We start from the raw sequence: 19363 nt of genomic DNA, 5'->3' as shown, positions 1-19363 counted from the left end.
GCTAAGAGCTAAGAGCTAAGAGCTAAGAAGGAGCAGGGGCTGAGAATGCATGATAAAGATGCTCCCCACCCAGTTGACGACAATATCGTTGGGTCAATGAACTGGTTGAGTACTCATCTGACGGTAATGTCAGCTCTGATGGAGAACGTTTGATAAGTGGTAGCTGGTTAATACAGTCCACTAAATCAGATTGCTGCTGCTTTTCTAGTTGAAGTTCAAATTGCAGTGATTCGCGATAAAGAGTATCGGGAGCCTGTAATTTTAGCTTCCGCCTTAGTTCTCGAAAACTATGAAGTAGCGCTTCTGAGCGTCCTAAGCACTCCTCCACCTTATGCCAATCCTCTTCTAGAAAGCTGACTTGCTGCTCGTCAAGCCATTTTAACAACAGCAGCAAGTTAACATTGCCATGGAATTGATTCTGAAGATCTAAGCACGCCTGTTTAACCTCTCGCACACTGTAATATTGCAAGCTAAATTGCCATAGCCTTTCCAGTGTGAGTGATATTTCAGCGTGCTCTTGAGTCATCAGCGATTAAATTCCTCTTCCATTTGTTCTAGCGCTTCTTGCTCGGCCATCCATTCCATTTCGACTTCTTCGAGCTGTGACTTACTGGTCGCTTGCAGCGCGAGTACTTCTGTAAGCTTAGCTTTATTTTCTGACTCATACAGTGAAGTATCGGACAATTGTTCTTCAGCCTGAGAGATGGCTTCACTGAATTTATCCATTTTCTTTTCTAGCTTAGTTAAGTTTTTACGCAGCGGTGCGGTCAGTTTTCTAAATTCTGCATCTTTGCGTTTCTGCTCTTTCTTGGCCACGGCACTGTTATTACTGTCTTTGGCGGGTTGCTGTGCTTGCGCTTCTTTTTTTTCCGCTTTTTGTTGATCTGTTAGCCACTTATAGTAGTCACTTAAGTCACCATCAAATGGCGCGACTTGGCGGTCGTGAACCAAATATAAGTCATCAGTGGTTGCACGTAATAAGTAACGATCGTGACTGACGATGACCATTGCCCCTTCAAAGGTTTGCAGCGCAAAAGTGAGCGCTTGGCGCATATCGAGATCAAGGTGGTTGGTCGGTTCATCGAGCAGTAATAGGTTTGGTTTTTGCCAAACGACTAAAGCCAACACCAATCGAGCCTTTTCACCACCCGAAAATGGTGCCACTTTGTCGAGGGCTTTTTCTCCCTTGAAGCCAAAGCTTCCAAGGTAATCACGAAGTTGTTGTTCTGTTTTACCTGGTGCGATCTGCATCATGTGTTGCAGAGGCGTCTCTTCTGGGTGCAGCGTTTCTAATTGGTGCTGAGCAAAATAACCAATTTTAACACCTTGTGAGTAGCCTAAATCACCTGACTGAGGGTTAAGTTCGCCAGAGAGCAGCTTAATTAACGTCGACTTACCGGCTCCGTTTCTACCAAGAAGACCAATACGGCTACCTGGAACAAGGTTAAGACGGATCTTTTCTAATATCAGAGTGTCATCATAACCCGCACTTACATCGTCCATCATGATAATGGGATTAGGCAGTGTCGCCGGCTCTTTAAATTCAAAACTAAATGGGTTATCAAATTGAGCCGGAAGTACTTTCTCCATTTTCTCTAACGCTTTTATACGACTTTGTGCTTGTCTTGCTTTAGAGGCTTTGTAGCGAAAGCGGTCAATATAGCTTTGCATGTGGCTCATTTGTTTCTGCTGCTTTTGGAACTGAGCTTGTTGCAGAATTAACTTTTGTGCGCGCTGTGTTTCAAAGGAAGAGTAGTTGCCAGTGTATTCATTTAACTGTTGGTTCTCGACATGAACAATTCTACCGACGATTGGGTCTAGGAAATCTCGGTCATGGGAAATGAGAATAAGCGTACCCGGATAATTTTGTAGCCAGCGTTCTAGCCACATCACCGCATCCAAATCTAAGTGGTTGGTTGGTTCATCGAGAAGTAGTAAATCAGAGCGACACAGTAGCGCCTGAGCAAGATTGAGTCTCATTCTCCAACCACCAGAGAATTGTGTTAGATTCCAACTCATCTGTTCTTGGCTAAAACCTAAACCATCAAGTAACTCTGCAGCGCGAGATTTAATGGTGTAACCACCAATGGTTTCTATCTTTCCGTGAAGCTCCGCAACCAGCGTACCGTTATCGGCTTCTTCAGCTTTCATTAGCTCACGTTCAAGCCCGCGATATTCACGGTCACCATCAATCACATAGTCAAGTGCACCACGTTCAAGTGCCGGTGTTTCCTGTGCCACCCATGCTAATTCCCAATGAGAAGGCTGGCTAAATGTTCCCGCATCGATTGATAGTTCATCTTTAAGTAGCGCAAATAACGTGGATTTCCCACAGCCATTTTTGCCCACAAGGCCAACTTTGTCGCCAGGGTGAATGGTAGCGGATGCTTGCTCTAATAGAGGCTTACCACCTCTAAGTAACTGAATGTCGGAAAAGATAATCATAGAATTTTAACGGGCACATGGTGGTATTTATGGCGACAAATAGTAGGGGGAATAAGGATAAATGTCGATCATTATACAAATTACGTTATGATGCTAAAAAAGAATAACAACTTTATAACACCTTAGGATGCTTGCTTGCGACATGACGGAACAGAATAAGTCGAATCCACAATCCCCAAAAGTATTAGTGATTTACGCTCACCCAGAGCCTAATAACTCAATCGCTAACCAAGTGATGATAAAAAAAATCGAATCGCTTGAGCATGTTACTGTCCATGATCTTTACGCCCATTATCCTGACTTCTTTATTGATGTCGCCGCTGAACATCACTTACTGCTAGAGCATGATGTGATCGTTTTTCAGCACCCGTTATATATGTATTCTTGCCCAGCGCTGCTTAAAGAGTGGTTTGATCGTGTCTTAAGCAAAGGTTTTGCGTTTGGCAACGCCAGCCTTTTAAAAGGGAAAGTGTGGCGAAATGCAATCACCGCAGGGGGCAACGAAGAGGCTTTTGGTGCTAAAGGCTATAATAAATATCCCTTAGAGCAAATTCTTCAGCCTTTTGAATTGATGGCGGCATTGTGTCAAATGCAATGGGTCGAGCCCTTAGTTTTATACTGGTCGCGAAATGTGACCGATATCGATCGTTATCAGCACGCTGAGCAATACCGACGTTGGTTGTTAACACCAACAGTGGGTATCGAAAAGTCAGTAATAACGATACACAATGAAGAGGAGAGTGATCATGGCGATTGAATATGACTTCCTCCAAAGTAGTGCCATTTTTCTCACAGCTGCGGTCGTTGCAGTTCCGTTGGCGCAAAGAATTGGACTTGGCTCTGTATTGGGCTATCTATTGGCTGGTGTTGCCATCGGGCCTTGGGGGCTCGGTTTAATCAGTGATGTGGAAGCGATACTGCACTTTGCTGAGTTTGGTGTTGTACTGCTGCTGTTCCTTATTGGCTTAGAGCTTAATCCAAAAAAATTGTGGCAAATGAGAGGGCCTATTCTTGGGTTAGGTGGCGCTCAAGTTGTTATTACCACCGTTATCATTTCCGCCATCGTGAGTGTGTTTGGTTTCACTTGGCAAACAAGCCTTGTGATTGGAATGGGGCTCGCGCTTTCCTCTACCGCTATTGCGCTTCGGGTGATTGAAGAGAGAGGGCTAGCAGGCACTGAAACCGGACAATCAGGGTTCGCCGTTTTACTTTTCCAAGACGTCGCTGTTATCCCTATGTTAGCCATTTTACCAATTTTAGCGGGCAATACAGCGGGCAGTTGGCTTGATGCTATGTGGATGTTAGCCGGAATTATCGCTTTATTGGTTGGCGGTCACTTTCTTCTTCGACCTCTTTTCCGATATGTCGTTCTCAGTGGTGTCAGAGAGCTGTTTACCGTTGCTGCTTTGCTGTTGGTGATAGGTATTGCGGTGATGATGAAACAATTGGGCTTATCAATGGCGTTAGGGACATTCCTTGCTGGCGTATTATTGGCCGAAAGTGAATATCGTCATGAGCTTGAAATAGCGATTGAGCCGTTCAAAGGGTTGTTACTTGGGCTGTTCTTTATCTCTGTTGGCATGGCGGCTAATTTAGGGTTGCTTGCGTTAGAACCGATGAAAGTATTACTAGCAGCAGCGAGCTTAGTGTTTATTAAAGGCTGGATACTCTATTTATTGGCCCGTTTCTTTGGCACTCGAGCCAAAGCACGCAGTAAGATGGCGGCAATCCTCAGTCAAGGTGGTGAGTTTGCGTTTGTCATTTTTACCGCAGCGAGTGCAGAAGGGTTATTAACCAGTGAGCAACTCTCATTCCTTCTTGTGGTGGTCAGCTTGTCTATGGTGACGACACCGCTTTTATTGGCAGCACAAGCTAAGTGGTTTGCGAGAAACCTTAATCATGATGAGGGTGGCCTTAAAACGGATGTGATCGATAAGCAACCTCGAGTCATTATTGCTGGATTTGGACGCTTTGGTCAGGTTGTCGGTCGTCTGATGTACGCAAATAAGATTAAAGTCACGGTGCTCGAAAGTGACGCCAGTCAAATCGCATTGCTACGTAAATTTGGCTACAAGGTCTTTTATGGTGATGCCACTCAGTTGGACTTGTTGAGAGCGGCTGGAGCAGATAAGGCCGAAGCCATCGTTGTTTGTACTGATACTCCAGAGCATATCGTGAGAATTGTTGATCTTTGTAAGCACCACTTTCCAAACTTAAAGGTGTTAGCAAGGGCTCGAAGTCGTGTTGAAGCATATCAACTGATTAACCATGGTGTAGACAGTTATTCGCGTGAGACTTTCCTTGGTGCCTTAGATTTGGGGAGACAAACGCTGACTGAATTAGGCATGCATCCTTACCAAGCTAAAAGGGCAGAAGCACATTTTAGAAAGCTAGACAACGCCATGTTAAAAGAGCTATTACCACAACACAGTGAAGATAAGCAGTTAGCGCTGCGAGCGAAAGAAGCGCGCAAAGAGTTAGAAGAGATCTTTGGACGAGAAATGGATAATGATCGTCAATCTCATAATTATTGGGAAAAGTAAGGCTAGACGTTATTAACAAGCCAGGTGCCTAAGGAGTTTTTTATGAGTCATCAAGAAATGAGAGTGGAAAAGAAAATCAAAAAACGCTTTATTGCAGGAGCGAGCTGTCCAAAGTGTCAGGCTCAGGATGCATTGCGTTGGTGGATTGAGAATAATATTGAAATGGTTGAATGTGTTGAGTGTCAGCACGTTGACCAACGTAAGCCTAAATCTGTAGATTCTAGTGAACACGCAGCGCAAGAAATGATCGGAATTTTTAAGCCTGAATAATTGAGTTTCATTATTTGATCCCCATAATGTATCCAACATACTTGGGGTTACTCTCAAGAAACGAATTTTTGCTTGAGGATAGTCTCAAGCCTACACTGCCTCGGAGCAAATATGAAAATTGAAAAGAACGTTGTCGTTAGCTTGGCATATGAAGTAAAAGTTGAAGGTGCTGTAGTCGACCAATCAACAGTCGATGCACCTCTTGATTACCTTCACGGTCACAATAACTTAGTGACGGGTCTTGAAAGCAAACTTGAAGGTAAAGTAGCTGGCGATAAGTTCTCTGCAACGATTTCTCCTGAAGACGGTTACGGTGAGCACAACGACGCACTGGTTCAACGTGTTCCTGCCAATGTATTCCAAGGTGTTGACGAGATTGAAGTCGGCATGCGTTTCCTTGCAGATACTGATCAAGGTCCAATCCCAGTTGAAGTGACTGAAGTTGATGGCGACGAAGTTGTTGTTGATGGCAACCACATGCTAGCGGGTCAAACATTAGTCTTTGATGTTGAAGTTGTTGCTGTTCGTGAAGCGACGACTGATGAGATCGAGCACGGTCATATTCATAAAGAAGGTGGTTGCTGCGGTGGTCATGGTGAAGAGAAAGAAGGCGGTTGTTGTGGCGGCGAAGAGAAAGCCGACGATCACGAATGTTGTGGCAGCGGTAACTGCAGCTCACACTAATTACTCGTTGTAACGGGTAATAGCAGTAGGACAATGCGTTCTACCGCAAGCATCGATTGATAAAACGCTACCCATAGTTGGGTGGCGTTTTTGTTTTTGGCGATTGGAAGAGTGATAGGTGAACTCAAAGGGTTTCATGCCTAAGTAAGAGGGTATGCAACTCAGTGAGTTTGTTTGCTACTGAGCAATGAGAACTTTCCAAGTAGCTCAGTCACTTAGTTTTATATTGCATAACTATGATTAAAAAATGACTGCACGAAGTGTGATTCGGTGCTAGAATCCATTTTTAACTAGCTATTAGAATTGGAAAGATGGGAAATAACGTAGTCGTTCTTGGCACCCAATGGGGTGACGAAGGTAAAGGTAAAATTGTTGACCTTTTAACTGAAGATGCAAAATATGTGGTTCGCTACCAAGGCGGCCATAATGCAGGTCACACTCTAGTCATTGACGGTGAAAAAACCGTTCTTCACTTAATTCCATCAGGTATCCTTCGCGATAACATCAAATGTGTTATTGGTAACGGCGTAGTATTATCACCTGAAGCTCTAATTAAAGAAATGAAGCCTCTAGAAGCTCGCGGTATCCCAGTACGCGAACGTCTTTTCGTTTCTGAAGCTTGTCCTTTAATTCTTCCTTACCACATTGCTATTGACCAAGCGCGTGAAATCGCTCGTGGTAAAAAAGCAATTGGTACTACCGGTCGTGGTATCGGTCCAGCATACGAAGATAAAGTTGCTCGTCGCGGTTTACGCGTTGGTGACCTTTTCGATATGGAAGCATTTGCAGATAAACTAAAAGAAGTAATGGATTTCCATAACTTCCAACTTGAGCACTTCTACAAAGCTGACACAGTAAGCTATGACGAAGTTCTTGAGCAGTGTAAAGGCTACGCAGACATGCTTACCGCGATGGTTATGGATGTAACTGACGAACTAGACGCTGCACGCAAGCGTGGCGATAAAGTTATGTTCGAAGGTGCTCAAGGTACACTACTTGACATCGACCACGGTACTTACCCATACGTAACGTCTTCTAACACGACGGCTGGTGGTGTTGCTGCTGGTTCTGGTTTTGGTCCTCGTCACATCGGTTACATTTTAGGTATTACTAAAGCTTACTGTACTCGTGTTGGTTCAGGTCCTTTCCCGACAGAACTTTACGACGGTTTAGACAAGCAAGACCCTGTAGGTAAACACCTAGGCGATGTTGGTCAGGAGTTCGGTGCAACGACTGGTCGTCTACGTCGTACTGGTTGGTTTGATGCCGTTGCTATGCGTCGTGCAGTGCAAATCAACTCTATCTCTGGTTTCTGTCTAACTAAATTAGACGTACTAGATGGTCTAGAAGAGCTAAAAATCTGTACGGGTTACAAGATGAAAGACGGCTCTATCTTAGAAGTTTCACCAATGGCTGCAGAGTCATTTGAAGAAGCGACACCAATTTACGAAACAATGCCTGGTTGGTCTGAAACGACTTTTGGTGCGAAATCTCTAGATGCGCTTCCAAAAGCAGCTCACGATTACATCAAGCGTATTGAAGAGTTAACGGGTGTACCAATTGATATCGTATCGACAGGTCCAGACCGTAACGAAACAATTATTAAGGTTCACCCATTCAGCTCTTAAGTCTGAAGTGGTTGAAAAATAAGTAATTGTAGAAACCGGCCTAAATGGTCGGTTTTTTTATGCCTTATTTGATGTTATTTTGTTCGCTTAGTGGCAAGTAATTGCCGACCTAGGCAAATTTTGTCTAAAGTGTTTACCTCTGTTGCCGATAAAGAAATCAAGCCCAAGCCCTTGTGTGAATAAACACTATACTTAAGGGGCTATCGGAATTGATAAAGAGTGCAAGTATGAAGCTACGAACGGTAGCAGCTTCATTAATGGTGGTGTTGAGTTCATCTTTGAGTCACGCAAATGTGACGGAAGTGGGTGAACCGATCCCCATTTATACTGAAGCTGAACTAATTAAACTGATTGAACAAAACAAACATCTTGAGCGAGTGAAAGCCGATAACTGCCAGTTAGTGGAAGATATCGTCGCACGTGCTACTCGGATCAGCCTTCCCTCTTATGAGTTTTTATATGGTGGAATGTTGGCGTGGGGTGTGTGTGTAGAACAAGATGTTGAGCTTGGCATTTACTATATGGAAAATGCTGCACACCAAGGTTTGCCAACAGCACTCGAACAATTAGGCAGCTATTATTCTCGCGGCACTTTAGTGCAGCAAGACAAAGAGCGCGCTATTCCGTATTTACGCGAAGCAGCGGCCATGGGCAATTTAAATGCTCGTATTCATTTGGCTGAGTTGTTATTGCGAGATTATGGTAGCCCGCTTGATTATGAAGATGCGTATCGGTGGCTGTATAACTCAGTAACCGCGGATCAGAGGACGCATCGCCGCATATCAGTATTGCGGCAAAGTCTGGAGAATAGAATGCCAGACAACATTATTGCCAGAGCCAAACGGCGAGATACCTTCTGGTAATGAACATTCTTATTTATGAAACGCCTAGCAATAAAATGCTAGGCTTTTTGTTTCTTTATCTCAAAGCAATTCTGTAGCTTGGTTGAGGAGTCAGATATACTAAACTTAATCCCTCCTTGCTTCAGTAGGCGAGTATATGTCAGAAAAAATCAATAACGATCCGTTTGCCGATCGTGAATCTAAGAATTATGAAAACCCAGTCCCGAGTCGAGAATTCATTATGGAATTCTTGAGAGAGGCGAATGTTCCTATGAATCGGAACGATCTATTTGAAGCTCTTAAGTTGCAAGGGGAAGAGCAATATGAAGGGCTGCGTCGTCGCCTCCGAGCGATGGAGCGTGATGGACAGCTTATTTTTACTCGACGTCAGTGTTATGCATTACCTGAAAAACTAGAACTAATAAAAGGTTTAGTTATTGGGCACAAAGATGGCTTTGGTTGGGTAAGACCAGAAGGCAGTATTGGGAAAGATAACGATGTGCTGCTACCTCATCACCAGATGCGTCATATTATCCACGGTGATCTTGTATTGGTTCAGCCATCGGGTACGGATAAGCGCGGTCGAAAAGAAGGTCGTGTTGTACGTGTACTAGAAGAGAGAACCACGCCACTCGTCGGCCGTTTTTTCCTAGAGTATGGTCACTCGTTTGTTGTTACCGACGACTCTCGAATCACCCAAGATATTCTTATTCCTAACGAGCACAAAGGCGGCGCTCGAATGGGGAACGTTGTGGTTATCGAATTGACCGATCGCGGTACACGAAGCCGTGGAATGATGGGTAAGGTAACAGAAGTTTTGGGTGAGAGTATGGCACCGGGTATGGAGACGCAAATTGCAATCCGCACCCACCAAATCCCGAATGAATGGCCTGAAGCCGTCGATAAGCAAATTGCGAACTTAGGTGAATTTGTTCCTGAAGAAGCGAAAAAAGACCGAGTCGACCTACGTGATTTACCGTTAGTCACCATCGATGGTGAAGATGCACGTGACTTTGATGATGCTGTTTATTGTGAAGCGAAGAAAGGCGGCGGTTGGCGTTTATGGGTCGCAATTGCAGATGTGAGCTATTACGTACGAACGGATACAGCGTTAGATAAAGAAGCGATCAACCGTGGTAACTCGGTTTACTTCCCTTCACAAGTAGTACCTATGCTTCCAGAAGTTCTTTCTAACGGATTGTGTTCGCTTAACCCAGAAGTAGATCGCCTATGTATGGTTTGTGAAATGACCATCTCAGCGAGCGGTAAGCTTTCTGGTTATAAGCATTATGAAGCGGTAATGAACTCTCATGCGCGCCTAACGTATAACAAAGTAGGCTCAATCCTTGATGGGAATGAAGAACTTCGTCAGCGTTATGAGAAAGAAGTTCCTCATTTAGAAGAGCTTCATAAAATGTATAAGATTCTTAAGCAAACACGTGACAAGCGTGGCGCGATTGAATTTGAAACGATAGAAACGAAGTTCATTTTTAATGCTGATCGTAAGATTGACCGTATTGAGCCTGTGATTCGAAATGATGCCCACAAAATCATCGAAGAGTGTATGATTTTGGCGAATATTGCTTCTGCATCATTGGTAGAAAAAGCCAAAGAAGCAGCGCTGTACCGTATTCATGAAACTCCAGGGGAAGAGAGGCTGACTGGATTTAGAAGTTTCCTTGGTGAACTTGGATTAAGTTTAGGTGGAGGGTTACAACCGTCACCAACCGATTACGCTGAGTTGATGCATCAAATTGGTGAACGTGAAGATAAAGAGCTGATTCAAACGATGCTTCTTCGTTCAATGAAGCAAGCGGTGTATAACGCGGATAACTGTGGGCACTTTGGATTAGCTCTGAAGCGATATGCGCACTTTACGTCACCAATTCGTCGTTACCCTGACTTACTGCTGCACCGTGCGATAAAATATCTCATTGCTAAAGGGGAAGGGCGAAATACCGATCGCTGGACACCAACAGGCGGTTATCACTACTCTTTTGATGACATGGACTTCTACGGTGAACAGTGTTCCATGACGGAACGTCGCGCTGATGATGCAACCCGAGAAGTGAATGATTGGCTGAAGTGTGAATACATGCAAGATCATGTTGGCGAGGAGATGGACGGTGTCATTGCCAACGTAACAGGCTTTGGATTCTTTGTTCGTTTAACGGAACTTCATATCGATGGTTTAGTGCATATTTCATCATTGGCCAATGACTACTACCAGTTTGATCCTATGGGGCAGCGTCTTGTTGGAGAAGCTGGCGGTATGATCTACCGTTTAGGTGACTCAGTGAAAGTCACGGTTAAAGCGGTTAACCTTGATAGTCGCCAAATCGATTTTGAATTGGTTGGTACTGAACGTAAAGTCCGTGGTAAAGGTAAGACAACGAAGAAACGGGCGGCCGAAGCACAAGAGAAAGCGAAGAATAAGCGTCGTAGCTCTAGCAAAGGTAGAAAGCCGGGCTCAAAAGCGAAGGCGATGGTTGAGCCAACTAAGCGTCCTGATGGCTCAAATGAAGAGGCATCGAAGAAGAGCGGTAAAAAAAAGCCTAAGGCTCGTAAAAAGAAATCTCGCGCAGGCACAGATAAAGCACGCGCTAAAAAGTAAGTAGTGGATTAGATAATGAGTAATGAATTTATTTATGGCATTCACGCTGTGAAAGCGGTGCTAGAGAAAGACCCTGCAAGATTAATTGAAGCGTACGTACTAAAAGGTCGTCAAGACGATCGTATGTTGCCACTACTGAATGAGCTCAACGTCTGTGGCGTTTCCATTCAGCAGATGGGTAGAAAAGCGCTTGATGATAAAGCTCAAGGAGCCAATCATCAGGGCCTAATCGCCAAGGTTAAAGCGGCGAAGCAATTAAACGAGCAAGATCTTGATGATATTTTAGCTCAGCATGAACAGCCGTTGTTGTTAGTACTTGATGGCGTGACTGATCCACATAACCTTGGTGCTTGTTTACGTAACGCTGATGCGGCTGGTGCGGTCGCGGTTATTGTGCCAAAAGATAGATCGGCACCGCTTAGTGCAACAGTCAGTAAAGTGGCTTGTGGCGCGGCTGAAACTGTACCGCTAGTAAGAGTGACGAATCTTGCGCGCACAATGAGATCGTTGCAAGAGCAAGGCGTCTGGTTTGTAGGTACCGCGGGTGAAGCTACTCATGATATTTACCAAGCAAAACTCTCTGGCCCATTGGCTATTGTGATGGGTGCAGAAGGGGATGGTATGCGTCGTCTTACTCGTGAAACATGTGATGACTTGATTAAAATACCGATGGCGGGCAGCGTTTCAAGCCTTAACGTCTCAGTTGCATCGGGAATCTGTCTGTTTGAAGCCGTAAGGCAGCGCTTGGCTTAAATAAGCTAATGAAGAGAGGGAGAAAAGAGGATTAAGAGAGGCCGTTTGACTTCTTTAAGCTCTTTTCTTCCTTTTAGCATCCTTCTTCTATCCTCTTTCATTCTTAGTTATTTCTATCTTTCGATTAATTTCCAACCAACCCTTGCAACTCAAACTGTGATCTGTATAATGCACCGCACTGGTTAAGCCAGTTGTGAACCAATGAGCGTCGAGGAGCTAACTTTTCTTCAGATTAGTTAGGTAATGTAGACTCAGCTTATGTTCGCGGTTAATACAATTCTCTATCTGTTCTTCGGAACAACCATAGTAAAGGTGATTTTGCTTATGGGGGTAGTTAATCGAAAATTAACTGACAATGCGTCCTAATCTTGGATGCTACGGTTTCACATAAATCAATCGGCATTCTCTCGTATTAACGAGTTTGAGTGGCGATATTGTTTGTGTAATATTTAATTATTGGAGCTCTGTCTCATGCAGAACCAACGTATCCGAATCCGCCTTAAAGCGTTTGATTACAAACTAATCGATGCTTCTACTGCGGAAATCGTAGAAACAGCAAAGCGTACCGGCGCACAGGTTCGTGGTCCTATTCCACTGCCTACTCGTAAAGAGCGTTTCACTGTTCTTGTCTCTCCACACGTCAACAAAGATGCACGTGACCAGTACGAAATTCGTACTCACAAGCGTTTGATCGACATCGTTGAGCCAACAGATAAAACTGTTGATGCTCTAATGCGTTTAGATCTTGCTGCAGGCGTTGATGTACAAATCAGCCTAGGTTAAGGGAGATTAGAATAATGATTGGTCTAGTCGGACGTAAAGTGGGTATGACCCGCGTATTTACCGAAGAAGGCGTTTCTATCCCAGTAACTGTTGTTGAGGTTGAAGCTAACCGTGTTTCTCAAGTACGTACTATTGAGAACGACGGCTACGCAGCAATCCAAGTAACTGCTGGTACTAAGAAAGCTAACCGTGTATCTAAGCCAGAAGCTGGTCACTTTGCGAAAGCAGGTGTTGAAGCTGGCCGCGGTCTTTGGGAATTCCGTTTAGAAAACGGAGAAGAGTTTGAAGTTGGCGCTGAGCTAAACGTAGAACTATTCAATGAAATTAAGAAAGTAGACGTTACTGGTACTTCTAAAGGTAAAGGCTTCCAAGGCGCTATCAAGCGTTGGAATTTCTCTACTCAAGATATGACTCACGGTAACTCTTTGTCTCACCGTGCACCGGGTTCAATTGGCCAATGTCAAACTCCAGGTCGCGTATTCAAAGGCAAAAAAATGGCAGGTCACATGGGTGCTGAGCGTGTAACGACTCAAAACCTAGAGATCGTACGTGTTGACGCTGAGCGCAATCTTCTCCTTATTAAAGGTGCAGTACCGGGCTCAACAGGTGGCAACGTGATCGTAAAACCAGCTATTAAAGCATAACGTCTAGGAGTAAGTAATGGAATTGATGGTTAAAGGTGCTGATGCACTAACTGTTTCCGAAACTACTTTCGGACGTGAGTTCAACGAAGCCCTTGTTCACCAAGTAGTTGTTGCATTTGCAGCAGGTGCTCGTCAAGGTACTCGTGCTCAAAAGACGCGTTCAGAAGTTTCTGGCGGTGGTGCTAAGCCATGGCGTCAAAAAGGTACTGGCCGTGCACGTGCTGGTACAATTCGTAGCCCAATCTGGCGTACAGGTGGTGTTACTTTTGCTGCGAAACCACAAGATCACAGCCAAAAAGTTAACAAGAAAATGTACCGCGGTGCTATGAAAAGCATTCTTTCTGAGCTTGTTCGTCAAGAGCGTTTAATCGTTGTTGATAACTTCTCAGTAGAAGCACCAAAAACAAAAGAACTTGTAGCTAAACTTAATGAACTTGAGTTAAGTGATGTTCTAATTGTGACTGCCGAAGTAGATGAGAATCTATTCTTAGCTGCTCGTAACCTATACAAAGTTGATGCGCGTGACGTAGCTGGTATTGATCCAGCAAGCCTTATCGCTTTCGACAAGGTTCTAATAACTGCTGAAGCAGTTAAGCAAGTTGAGGAGCTTCTAGCATGATCACTGAAGAGCGTCTACTAAAAGTTCTACGTGCTCCACATATCTCTGAAAAAGCAACTATGGCTGCTGAGAAAGCGAACACTATCGTTTTCAAAGTATCTATCGATGCAACTAAGAAAGAGATCAAAGCAGCTGTAGAGAAGCTATTTGAAGTTGAAGTTAAGTCTGTAAATACTCTTATTACTAAGGGTAAGACCAAACGTCAAGGTCTACGCCAAGGTCGCCGCAGCGACGTTAAGAAAGCGTACGTGACTTTGAACGAAGGTCAAGATCTTGACTTCGTTGGCGGTGCTGAGTAACAGGAGTAGTTAAAAATGGCTATTGTTAAATGTAAGCCGACTTCCCCTGGTCGTCGTCACGTTGTTAAAGTTGTTAACGCTGACCTACACAAGGGTAAGCCATACGCACCACTTCTAGAGAAAAACTCTAAGAATGGTGGTCGTAATAACAACGGTCGTATTACAGTACGTCACATCGGTGGTGGTCACAAACACCATTACCGTGTAGTTGACTTCAAACGTACTAAAGACGGTATCCCAGCGAAAGTTGAGCGTCTAGAATACGATCCAAACCGTAGCGCTAACATCGCTCTAGTTCTGTACGCAGACGGTGAGCGTCGTTACATTATCGCACCTAAAGGTGTTCAAGCCGGTGACCAGATCCAATCTGGTGTTGATGCGCCAATTAAAGCAGGTAACACTCTGCCATTGCGCAACATCCCAGTAGGTTCTACTGTACACTGTGTTGAACTTAAGCCTGGTAAAGGTGCACAGCTAGCTCGTTCGGCTGGTGCTTATGCTCAAATCGTCGCTCGCGACGGTGCATACGTTACCCTTCGTCTACGTTCTGGCGAAATGCGCAAAGTACTTTCTGAAGGTCGTGCAACGATCGGTGAAGTTGGTAACTCTGAGCATATGCTACGTGAATTAGGTAAAGCTGGTGCTAGTCGCTGGCGTGGTGTTCGTCCAACCGTTCGCGGTGTGGTAATGAACCCGGTTGATCACCCACACGGTGGTGGTGAAGGTCGCACATCTGGCGGTCGTCACCCAGTATCACCATGGGGCCAACCTACCAAAGGCTTCAAGACTCGTAAAAACAAACGCACCGACAAGTACATTGTACGTCGTCGCACTAAATAATCTATAAAGAGGAATCGCCATGCCACGTTCTCTCAAGAAAGGTCCTTTTATTGACCTACACTTGCTGAAGAAGGTAGAGAAAGCGGTGGAAAGCGGAGACAAAAAGCCTATTAAGACTTGGTCCCGTCGCTCAATGATCATCCCAACAATGATTGGTTTGACCATCGCTGTCCATAATGGTCGTCAGCACGTTCCAGTATTTGTTACCGAAGAAATGATCGGTCACAAACTGGGCGAATTCGCACCAACACGTACTTATCGCGGCCACGCTGCAGATAAGAAAGCTAAGAAGCGTTAGGAGTAGATGATGGAAGCACTAGCTAAACATAACTTTGCTCGCATTTCGCCTCAGAAAGCTCGCTTAGTTGCAGACCAAATTCGCGGTAAATCTGTTGATCAGGCTCTAGAAATCTTAACTTTCAGCAACAAAAAAGCTGCTGAACTAATTAAGAAAGTTCTTGAATCAGCAATCGCAAACGCGGAACACAACGAAGGTGCAGATATTGACGATCTAAGTGTCGCTAAAATCTTCGTAGACGAAGGCCCTATCATGAAGCGTATTATGCCTCGTGCTAAAGGTCGTGCGGATCGTATCTTGAAGCGTTCAAGCCACATCAGTATTGTTGTAGCTGATCGCTAGACTAGGAGAGTAAGCAATGGGTCAGAAAGTACATCCTAATGGCATTCGTCTTGGCATCGTTAAGCCTTGGAATGCTACATGGTTTGCTAATACCAAAGATTTCGCTGACAACCTAGACGGCGACTTCAAGGTACGTCAGTTCCTAACAAGTGAACTGAAAAAAGCATCTCTATCACGTATCGTTATCGAGCGTCCTGCTAAGAGTATTCGTGTGACTATTCACACTGCTCGCCCAGGTGTTGTAATCGGTAAGAAAGGTGAAGATGTAGAGAAACTACGCGCAGCTGTAGCAAAAATCGCAGGTGTACCAGCGCAAATTAACATCGCTGAAGTACGTAAGCCTGAGCTTGATGCTCAACTTGTGGGTGATAGCATCGCGTCTCAACTAGAGCGTCGCGTTATGTTCCGTCGTGCTATGAAGCGTGCGGTACAAAATGCTATGCGTCTAGGCGCTAAAGGCATCAAAGTACAAGTAAGCGGTCGTCTTGGCGGCGCTGAAATCGCACGTGCAGAGTGGTATCGTGAAGGTCGTGTACCTCTACACACTCTACGTGCAGACATTGATTACGCAACTTCTTCGGCTCACACCCAATACGGTGTGATCGGCATTAAAACTTGGATCTTCAAAGGTGAGATTCTAGGTGGTATGCCAGCAGCTAACGCTGTTGAGCCGAAAGGCGACAAGCCTAAGAAGCAGCGTAAAGGCCGTAAGTAAGGAGTCGACTGATGCTACAACCTAAACGTACTAAGTTCCGCAAGGTTATGACTGGTCGTAACCGTGGTCTAGCTAAAGGTACAGATGTAAGCTTCGGCACATTTGGTCTTAAAGCTGTTGGCCGTGGTCGTCTGACTGCTCGTCAAATTGAAGCGGCACGTCGTGCTATGACGCGTCACGTAAAGCGTCAAGGTAAAATCTGGATCCGTGTGTTCCCAGACAAGCCTATCACAGAAAAACCACTTGAAGTTCGTCAGGGTAAAGGTAAAGGTTCAGTTGCATACTGGGTTGCCCAAATCCAACCTGGAAAGGTTATGTACGAAATGGACGGTGTACCTGAAGAATTGGCTCGTGAAGCGTTCCGTCTTGCGGCTCGCAAACTGCCGTTCAAAACTACATTTGTAACTAAGCAGGTGATGTGATGAAAGCACAAGATCTACGCGAGAAAAACGTTGAAGAGCTTAACGCTGAGCTATTAGAATTGCTACGTGAACAGTTCAACTTGCGCATGCAAGCTGCAACTGGTCAACTACAGCAAACTCATACTCTTAAAGCTGTACGCCGTGACATCGCACGTGTGAAAACTGTTTTGACTGAAAAGGCAGGCGCATAATGAGCGAACAGAAACGTACCCAGCAAGGTCGTGTAATTAGTGACAAGATGGACAAGTCTATCGTTGTTGCTATCGAACGCACTGTGAAGCACCCAATCTACGGGAAGTACACAAAGCGTACGACTAAAGTACACGCACATGACGAGAACAACACTTGTGGCCTAGGCGACAAAGTTGAGATCGCTGAGTGTCGTCCTCTGTCTAAGACTAAGTCTTGGACATTGGTAACAGTCTTAGAAAAAGCGAAAGGTTAATTTCGATTTTTCTTTGATTATCAAGCGGCTCCAGATTATTTTGGGGCCGCTTGTTTTTTTGTCTATCCAATCGTAAGAAAGGGTGGTACAATTCGCGTCCCTTATAATAAGGGAGCCCGACCCGAGAGGGTCTAGTATTAATATTTAGCGGAGCACTAACATGATCCAAATGCAAAGTACACTCGAGGCTGCGGATAACTCCGGCGCTCGTAGAGTAATGTGTATTAAGGTCCTGGGTGGTTCACATCGCCGTTATGCACATATCGGAGACGTCATTAAAGTTACTGTTAAGGAAGCAATTCCTCGCGGTAAAGTTAAGAAAGGTGACGTTCTGAAAGCGGTGGTCGTGCGCACTCGTAAAGGCGTTCGTCGTCCAGACGGTTCTGTCATTCGCTTCGACCGAAATGCTTGCGTATTGTTGAATGACACTACTGAGCAACCAGTCGGCACACGTATCTTTGGTCCAGTGACTCGTGAACTTCGTAATGCGAAATTCATGAAAATTGTGTCACTTGCACCAGAAGTTCTGTAAGGAGCGGCAACATGGCAGCTAAAATCCGTCGTAATGACGAAGTAATCGTTCTTGCTGGTAAAGACAAAGGCAAGAAAGGTAAAGTAACTAAGGTTCTGGTTACTGGTAAACTAATCGTTGAAGGTATCAACCTTGTTAAGAAGCACCAAAAGCCTGTACCGGCTCTAGGTCAACAAGGTGGCATCGTTGAACAAGAAGCAGCTATTGATGCTTCTAACGTTGCAGTCTTTAACGCGGCTACTGGTAAAGCAGACCGTATCGGATTCCGTATCGAAGATGGCAAGAAAGTTCGTTTCTTCAAGTCTAACGGCGAAACCGTTTCTAACTAATTAGAATGTAATTTGGAGTTCTACTATGGCGAAACTGCATGATTACTACAAGTCGTCTGTAGTCGCTGAGCTTACCAAAGAGTTCAGCTACTCAAGCGTCATGCAAGTCCCTAGGATTGATAAAATCACCCTAAACATGGGCGTTGGTGAAGCAATCAACGATAAGAAACTGCTGGAAAACGCAGCTGCTGATATGGCAACGATCTCTGGTCAAAAGCCACTTATCACTAAAGCGCGTAAATCTGTTGCAGGTTTCAAAATTCGTGAAGGCTACCCAATTGGTTGTAAAGTAACCTTACGTGGCGAACGTATGTGGGAGTTTCTTGAGCGTTTAATCTCAATTGCTCTTCCGCGTGTACGTGACTTCCGTGGTGTTAGCGCTAAGTCTTTTGACGGCCGCGGTAACTACAGCATGGGCGTTCGCGAGCAAATCATCTTCCCGGAAATCGACTACGATAAAGTAGATCGAGTACGCGGTCTTGATATTACTATCACGACGTCTGCAAAATCCGATGAGGAAGGGCGCGCTCTGCTGACTGCATTTAACTTCCCATTCCGTAAGTAAGGTGAAGGGTTACTGTTATGGCTAAACAATCAATGAAAGCACGTGAAGCTAAACGTGCAAAACTAGTAGCTAAGTTCGCTGTTAAGCGTTCTGCGTTAAAAGTTATCATTAGCGATGTAAACGCATCAGAAGAAGATCGTTGGAACGCAGTTCTAAAACTGCAGGCTCTTCCACGTGATTCAAGTGCATCTCGTCAGCGCAACCGTTGCAACCAAACTGGTCGTCCACACGGTTACCTGCGTAAGTTCGGTCTAAGCCGTATTAAAGTTCGTGAAGCTTGCATGAAAGGCGAGATTCCTGGACTTCGTAAGGCTAGCTGGTAATTGCTACTTAATCATTTGGAGTAAATCATATGAGCATGCAAGATCCGATTTCGGATATGCTGACCCGAGTACGTAACGGTCAGGCAGCAAATAAAGTTGCTGTTAAAATGCCTTCTTCAAAGCTTAAAGTTGCAATTGCTGCACTACTAAAAGCTGAAGGTTACGTCGCTGACTTCGCTGTTAACAGCGAAGCAAAACCAGAGCTAGAAGTTACTCTTAAGTACTTCCAAGCTAAACCAGTAATTGAGCAAATCCAACGTGTTTCACGTCCTGGCCTGCGCGTCTACAAGAACAAAGACTCGCTACCGTCAGTGATGGGTGGACTTGGTATTGCTGTAGTTTCCACTTCCAAAGGTCTTATGACCGATCGTGCTGCTCGTAAAGCCGGTCTTGGTGGTGAAATCATCTGTTACGTCGCTTAATAGGAG

26 protein-coding genes are annotated in these 19363 nt (G+C 44.8%); 24 read left to right on the top strand and 2 right to left on the bottom strand.

Annotated features, from left to right (window positions below; all coding sequences use genetic code 11):
* Positions 1 to 22: 22 nt before the first annotated feature.
* Together KP803_RS07655 and KP803_RS07650 are read right to left on the bottom strand one after the other, a co-directional pair.
* Positions 23 to 526: a TIGR02444 family protein gene (locus tag KP803_RS07655; protein ID WP_248008240.1), complete on the bottom strand. Its 504-nt coding sequence runs from the start codon at positions 524 to 526 to the stop codon at positions 23 to 25.
* A complete protein-coding gene (locus KP803_RS07650; protein ID WP_248008239.1) occupies positions 526 to 2445 on the bottom strand; it encodes an ABC transporter ATP-binding protein in 1920 nt (639 codons plus the stop codon). Before KP803_RS07650 ends, KP803_RS07655 begins: the two co-directional genes overlap by 1 nt.
* 142 nt (positions 2446 to 2587) lie before the next feature.
* Between KP803_RS07650 and kefG the strand changes: the two genes are divergently transcribed.
* From kefG to rpsH, 24 genes are all read left to right on the top strand, one after another.
* Positions 2588 to 3202, top strand: a complete 615-nt coding sequence (kefG, locus tag KP803_RS07645; RefSeq protein ID WP_248008238.1) for a glutathione-regulated potassium-efflux system ancillary protein KefG — start codon at positions 2588 to 2590, stop codon at positions 3200 to 3202.
* Complete coding sequence (gene kefB / locus KP803_RS07640) at positions 3192 to 4988, top strand: glutathione-regulated potassium-efflux system protein KefB (RefSeq protein WP_248008237.1); 1797 nt, start codon at positions 3192 to 3194, stop codon at positions 4986 to 4988. The genes kefG and kefB overlap by 11 nt, the downstream gene beginning before the upstream one ends.
* A gap of 42 nt (positions 4989 to 5030) precedes the next feature.
* Positions 5031 to 5258 carry a YheV family putative zinc ribbon protein gene (locus tag KP803_RS07635; RefSeq protein WP_248008236.1) on the top strand — a complete coding sequence of 76 codons (228 nt, stop codon included), beginning with the start codon at positions 5031 to 5033 and terminating at the stop codon, positions 5256 to 5258.
* Positions 5259 to 5369: 111 nt separating this feature from the next.
* Positions 5370 to 5942, top strand: coding sequence for a peptidylprolyl isomerase (gene slyD, locus KP803_RS07630; protein ID WP_248008235.1), 573 nt, complete (start codon positions 5370 to 5372; stop codon positions 5940 to 5942).
* A 311-nt stretch (positions 5943 to 6253) separates the two neighbouring features.
* A complete protein-coding gene (locus KP803_RS07625; protein ID WP_248008234.1) occupies positions 6254 to 7570 on the top strand; it encodes an adenylosuccinate synthase in 1317 nt (438 codons plus the stop codon).
* 227 nt (positions 7571 to 7797) lie between these two features.
* The gene (gene motX, locus KP803_RS07620) at positions 7798 to 8433 is read left to right on the top strand and encodes a flagellar protein MotX (RefSeq protein ID WP_248008233.1); all 636 of its coding nucleotides are present in this window, start codon (positions 7798 to 7800) and stop codon (positions 8431 to 8433) included.
* A 136-nt stretch (positions 8434 to 8569) separates the two neighbouring features.
* Positions 8570 to 11026, top strand: a complete 2457-nt coding sequence (gene rnr, locus KP803_RS07615; RefSeq protein WP_248008232.1) for a ribonuclease R — start codon at positions 8570 to 8572, stop codon at positions 11024 to 11026.
* Between the two features lie 15 nt (positions 11027 to 11041).
* On the top strand, positions 11042 to 11779 hold the full coding sequence (rlmB, locus tag KP803_RS07610) for a 23S rRNA (guanosine(2251)-2'-O)-methyltransferase RlmB (protein WP_248008231.1): 738 nt from the start codon (positions 11042 to 11044) through the stop codon (positions 11777 to 11779).
* A gap of 471 nt (positions 11780 to 12250) precedes the next feature.
* Positions 12251 to 12562, top strand: coding sequence for a 30S ribosomal protein S10 (gene rpsJ / locus KP803_RS07605; RefSeq protein ID WP_102406620.1), 312 nt, complete (start codon positions 12251 to 12253; stop codon positions 12560 to 12562).
* Positions 12563 to 12576: 14 nt separating this feature from the next.
* Positions 12577 to 13206, top strand: coding sequence for a 50S ribosomal protein L3 (gene rplC, locus KP803_RS07600; RefSeq protein ID WP_017036083.1), 630 nt, complete (start codon positions 12577 to 12579; stop codon positions 13204 to 13206).
* Between the two features lie 16 nt (positions 13207 to 13222).
* The gene (rplD, locus tag KP803_RS07595; RefSeq protein WP_017036082.1) at positions 13223 to 13825 is read left to right on the top strand and encodes a 50S ribosomal protein L4; all 603 of its coding nucleotides are present in this window, start codon (positions 13223 to 13225) and stop codon (positions 13823 to 13825) included.
* The gene (gene rplW / locus KP803_RS07590; protein WP_017036081.1) at positions 13822 to 14124 is read left to right on the top strand and encodes a 50S ribosomal protein L23; all 303 of its coding nucleotides are present in this window, start codon (positions 13822 to 13824) and stop codon (positions 14122 to 14124) included. Before rplD ends, rplW begins: the two co-directional genes overlap by 4 nt.
* A 15-nt stretch (positions 14125 to 14139) precedes the next feature.
* Entirely contained in the window at positions 14140 to 14964 is an 825-nt protein-coding gene (gene rplB, locus KP803_RS07585) for a 50S ribosomal protein L2 (protein WP_248008230.1), read from the top strand.
* Positions 14965 to 14983: 19 nt separating this feature from the next.
* The gene (gene rpsS, locus KP803_RS07580; protein WP_005435078.1) at positions 14984 to 15262 is read left to right on the top strand and encodes a 30S ribosomal protein S19; all 279 of its coding nucleotides are present in this window, start codon (positions 14984 to 14986) and stop codon (positions 15260 to 15262) included.
* Positions 15263 to 15271: 9 nt separating this feature from the next.
* Positions 15272 to 15604, top strand: coding sequence for a 50S ribosomal protein L22 (rplV, locus tag KP803_RS07575; RefSeq protein WP_102406611.1), 333 nt, complete (start codon positions 15272 to 15274; stop codon positions 15602 to 15604).
* A 16-nt stretch (positions 15605 to 15620) separates the two neighbouring features.
* A complete protein-coding gene (rpsC, locus tag KP803_RS07570; RefSeq protein ID WP_102406609.1) occupies positions 15621 to 16319 on the top strand; it encodes a 30S ribosomal protein S3 in 699 nt (232 codons plus the stop codon).
* Positions 16320 to 16330: 11 nt separating this feature from the next.
* Complete coding sequence (gene rplP / locus KP803_RS07565; RefSeq protein WP_248008229.1) at positions 16331 to 16741, top strand: 50S ribosomal protein L16; 411 nt, start codon at positions 16331 to 16333, stop codon at positions 16739 to 16741.
* On the top strand, positions 16741 to 16932 hold the full coding sequence (rpmC, locus tag KP803_RS07560; RefSeq protein WP_017036076.1) for a 50S ribosomal protein L29: 192 nt from the start codon (positions 16741 to 16743) through the stop codon (positions 16930 to 16932). The genes rplP and rpmC overlap by 1 nt, the downstream gene beginning before the upstream one ends.
* Entirely contained in the window at positions 16932 to 17186 is a 255-nt protein-coding gene (gene rpsQ, locus KP803_RS07555; RefSeq protein WP_248008228.1) for a 30S ribosomal protein S17, read from the top strand. Before rpmC ends, rpsQ begins: the two co-directional genes overlap by 1 nt.
* Positions 17187 to 17346: 160 nt before the next feature.
* Entirely contained in the window at positions 17347 to 17718 is a 372-nt protein-coding gene (rplN, locus tag KP803_RS07550) for a 50S ribosomal protein L14 (protein WP_248008227.1), read from the top strand.
* 11 nt (positions 17719 to 17729) lie between these two features.
* Positions 17730 to 18047: a 50S ribosomal protein L24 gene (gene rplX / locus KP803_RS07545; RefSeq protein WP_102406603.1), complete on the top strand. Its 318-nt coding sequence runs from the start codon at positions 17730 to 17732 to the stop codon at positions 18045 to 18047.
* 25 nt (positions 18048 to 18072) lie between these two features.
* Positions 18073 to 18612 (top strand): 50S ribosomal protein L5, encoded by a 540-nt coding sequence (rplE, locus tag KP803_RS07540; RefSeq protein ID WP_248008226.1) that lies wholly within the window; start codon positions 18073 to 18075, stop codon positions 18610 to 18612.
* Positions 18613 to 18629: 17 nt separating this feature from the next.
* The gene (gene rpsN / locus KP803_RS07535; protein ID WP_248008225.1) at positions 18630 to 18935 is read left to right on the top strand and encodes a 30S ribosomal protein S14; all 306 of its coding nucleotides are present in this window, start codon (positions 18630 to 18632) and stop codon (positions 18933 to 18935) included.
* A gap of 29 nt (positions 18936 to 18964) precedes the next feature.
* Positions 18965 to 19357: a 30S ribosomal protein S8 gene (gene rpsH, locus KP803_RS07530; protein ID WP_248008224.1), complete on the top strand. Its 393-nt coding sequence runs from the start codon at positions 18965 to 18967 to the stop codon at positions 19355 to 19357.
* The last annotated feature ends 6 nt before the right edge of the window (positions 19358 to 19363 follow it).

It is taken from the genome of Vibrio amylolyticus (genome assembly GCF_023145695.1).
GTDB classification, from domain to species: Bacteria; Pseudomonadota; Gammaproteobacteria; order Enterobacterales; family Vibrionaceae; genus Vibrio; species Vibrio amylolyticus.
Note: the sequence above shows the minus strand (reverse complement) of the source record. Positions and strands in the feature narration are given on the sequence as shown.

What these genes read in the sequence shown, in the direction of transcription:
- KP803_RS07655 (WP_248008240.1), bottom strand. Translation starts at nt 526, where the DNA reads ATGACTCAAGAGCACGCTGAAATATCACTCACACTGGAAAGGCTATGG.
- KP803_RS07650 (WP_248008239.1), bottom strand. Translation starts at nt 2,445, where the DNA reads ATGATTATCTTTTCCGACATTCAGTTACTTAGAGGTGGTAAGCCTCTA.
- kefG (WP_248008238.1), top strand. Translation starts at nt 2,588, where the DNA reads ATGACGGAACAGAATAAGTCGAATCCACAATCCCCAAAAGTATTAGTG.
- kefB (WP_248008237.1), top strand. Translation starts at nt 3,192, where the DNA reads ATGGCGATTGAATATGACTTCCTCCAAAGTAGTGCCATTTTTCTCACA.
- KP803_RS07635 (WP_248008236.1), top strand. Translation starts at nt 5,031, where the DNA reads ATGAGTCATCAAGAAATGAGAGTGGAAAAGAAAATCAAAAAACGCTTT.
- slyD (WP_248008235.1), top strand. Translation starts at nt 5,370, where the DNA reads ATGAAAATTGAAAAGAACGTTGTCGTTAGCTTGGCATATGAAGTAAAA.
- KP803_RS07625 (WP_248008234.1), top strand. Translation starts at nt 6,254, where the DNA reads ATGGGAAATAACGTAGTCGTTCTTGGCACCCAATGGGGTGACGAAGGT.
- motX (WP_248008233.1), top strand. Translation starts at nt 7,798, where the DNA reads ATGAAGCTACGAACGGTAGCAGCTTCATTAATGGTGGTGTTGAGTTCA.
- rnr (WP_248008232.1), top strand. Translation starts at nt 8,570, where the DNA reads ATGTCAGAAAAAATCAATAACGATCCGTTTGCCGATCGTGAATCTAAG.
- rlmB (WP_248008231.1), top strand. Translation starts at nt 11,042, where the DNA reads ATGAGTAATGAATTTATTTATGGCATTCACGCTGTGAAAGCGGTGCTA.
- rpsJ (WP_102406620.1), top strand. Translation starts at nt 12,251, where the DNA reads ATGCAGAACCAACGTATCCGAATCCGCCTTAAAGCGTTTGATTACAAA.
- rplC (WP_017036083.1), top strand. Translation starts at nt 12,577, where the DNA reads ATGATTGGTCTAGTCGGACGTAAAGTGGGTATGACCCGCGTATTTACC.
- rplD (WP_017036082.1), top strand. Translation starts at nt 13,223, where the DNA reads ATGGAATTGATGGTTAAAGGTGCTGATGCACTAACTGTTTCCGAAACT.
- rplW (WP_017036081.1), top strand. Translation starts at nt 13,822, where the DNA reads ATGATCACTGAAGAGCGTCTACTAAAAGTTCTACGTGCTCCACATATC.
- rplB (WP_248008230.1), top strand. Translation starts at nt 14,140, where the DNA reads ATGGCTATTGTTAAATGTAAGCCGACTTCCCCTGGTCGTCGTCACGTT.
- rpsS (WP_005435078.1), top strand. Translation starts at nt 14,984, where the DNA reads ATGCCACGTTCTCTCAAGAAAGGTCCTTTTATTGACCTACACTTGCTG.
- rplV (WP_102406611.1), top strand. Translation starts at nt 15,272, where the DNA reads ATGGAAGCACTAGCTAAACATAACTTTGCTCGCATTTCGCCTCAGAAA.
- rpsC (WP_102406609.1), top strand. Translation starts at nt 15,621, where the DNA reads ATGGGTCAGAAAGTACATCCTAATGGCATTCGTCTTGGCATCGTTAAG.
- rplP (WP_248008229.1), top strand. Translation starts at nt 16,331, where the DNA reads ATGCTACAACCTAAACGTACTAAGTTCCGCAAGGTTATGACTGGTCGT.
- rpmC (WP_017036076.1), top strand. Translation starts at nt 16,741, where the DNA reads ATGAAAGCACAAGATCTACGCGAGAAAAACGTTGAAGAGCTTAACGCT.
- rpsQ (WP_248008228.1), top strand. Translation starts at nt 16,932, where the DNA reads ATGAGCGAACAGAAACGTACCCAGCAAGGTCGTGTAATTAGTGACAAG.
- rplN (WP_248008227.1), top strand. Translation starts at nt 17,347, where the DNA reads ATGATCCAAATGCAAAGTACACTCGAGGCTGCGGATAACTCCGGCGCT.
- rplX (WP_102406603.1), top strand. Translation starts at nt 17,730, where the DNA reads ATGGCAGCTAAAATCCGTCGTAATGACGAAGTAATCGTTCTTGCTGGT.
- rplE (WP_248008226.1), top strand. Translation starts at nt 18,073, where the DNA reads ATGGCGAAACTGCATGATTACTACAAGTCGTCTGTAGTCGCTGAGCTT.
- rpsN (WP_248008225.1), top strand. Translation starts at nt 18,630, where the DNA reads ATGGCTAAACAATCAATGAAAGCACGTGAAGCTAAACGTGCAAAACTA.
- rpsH (WP_248008224.1), top strand. Translation starts at nt 18,965, where the DNA reads ATGAGCATGCAAGATCCGATTTCGGATATGCTGACCCGAGTACGTAAC.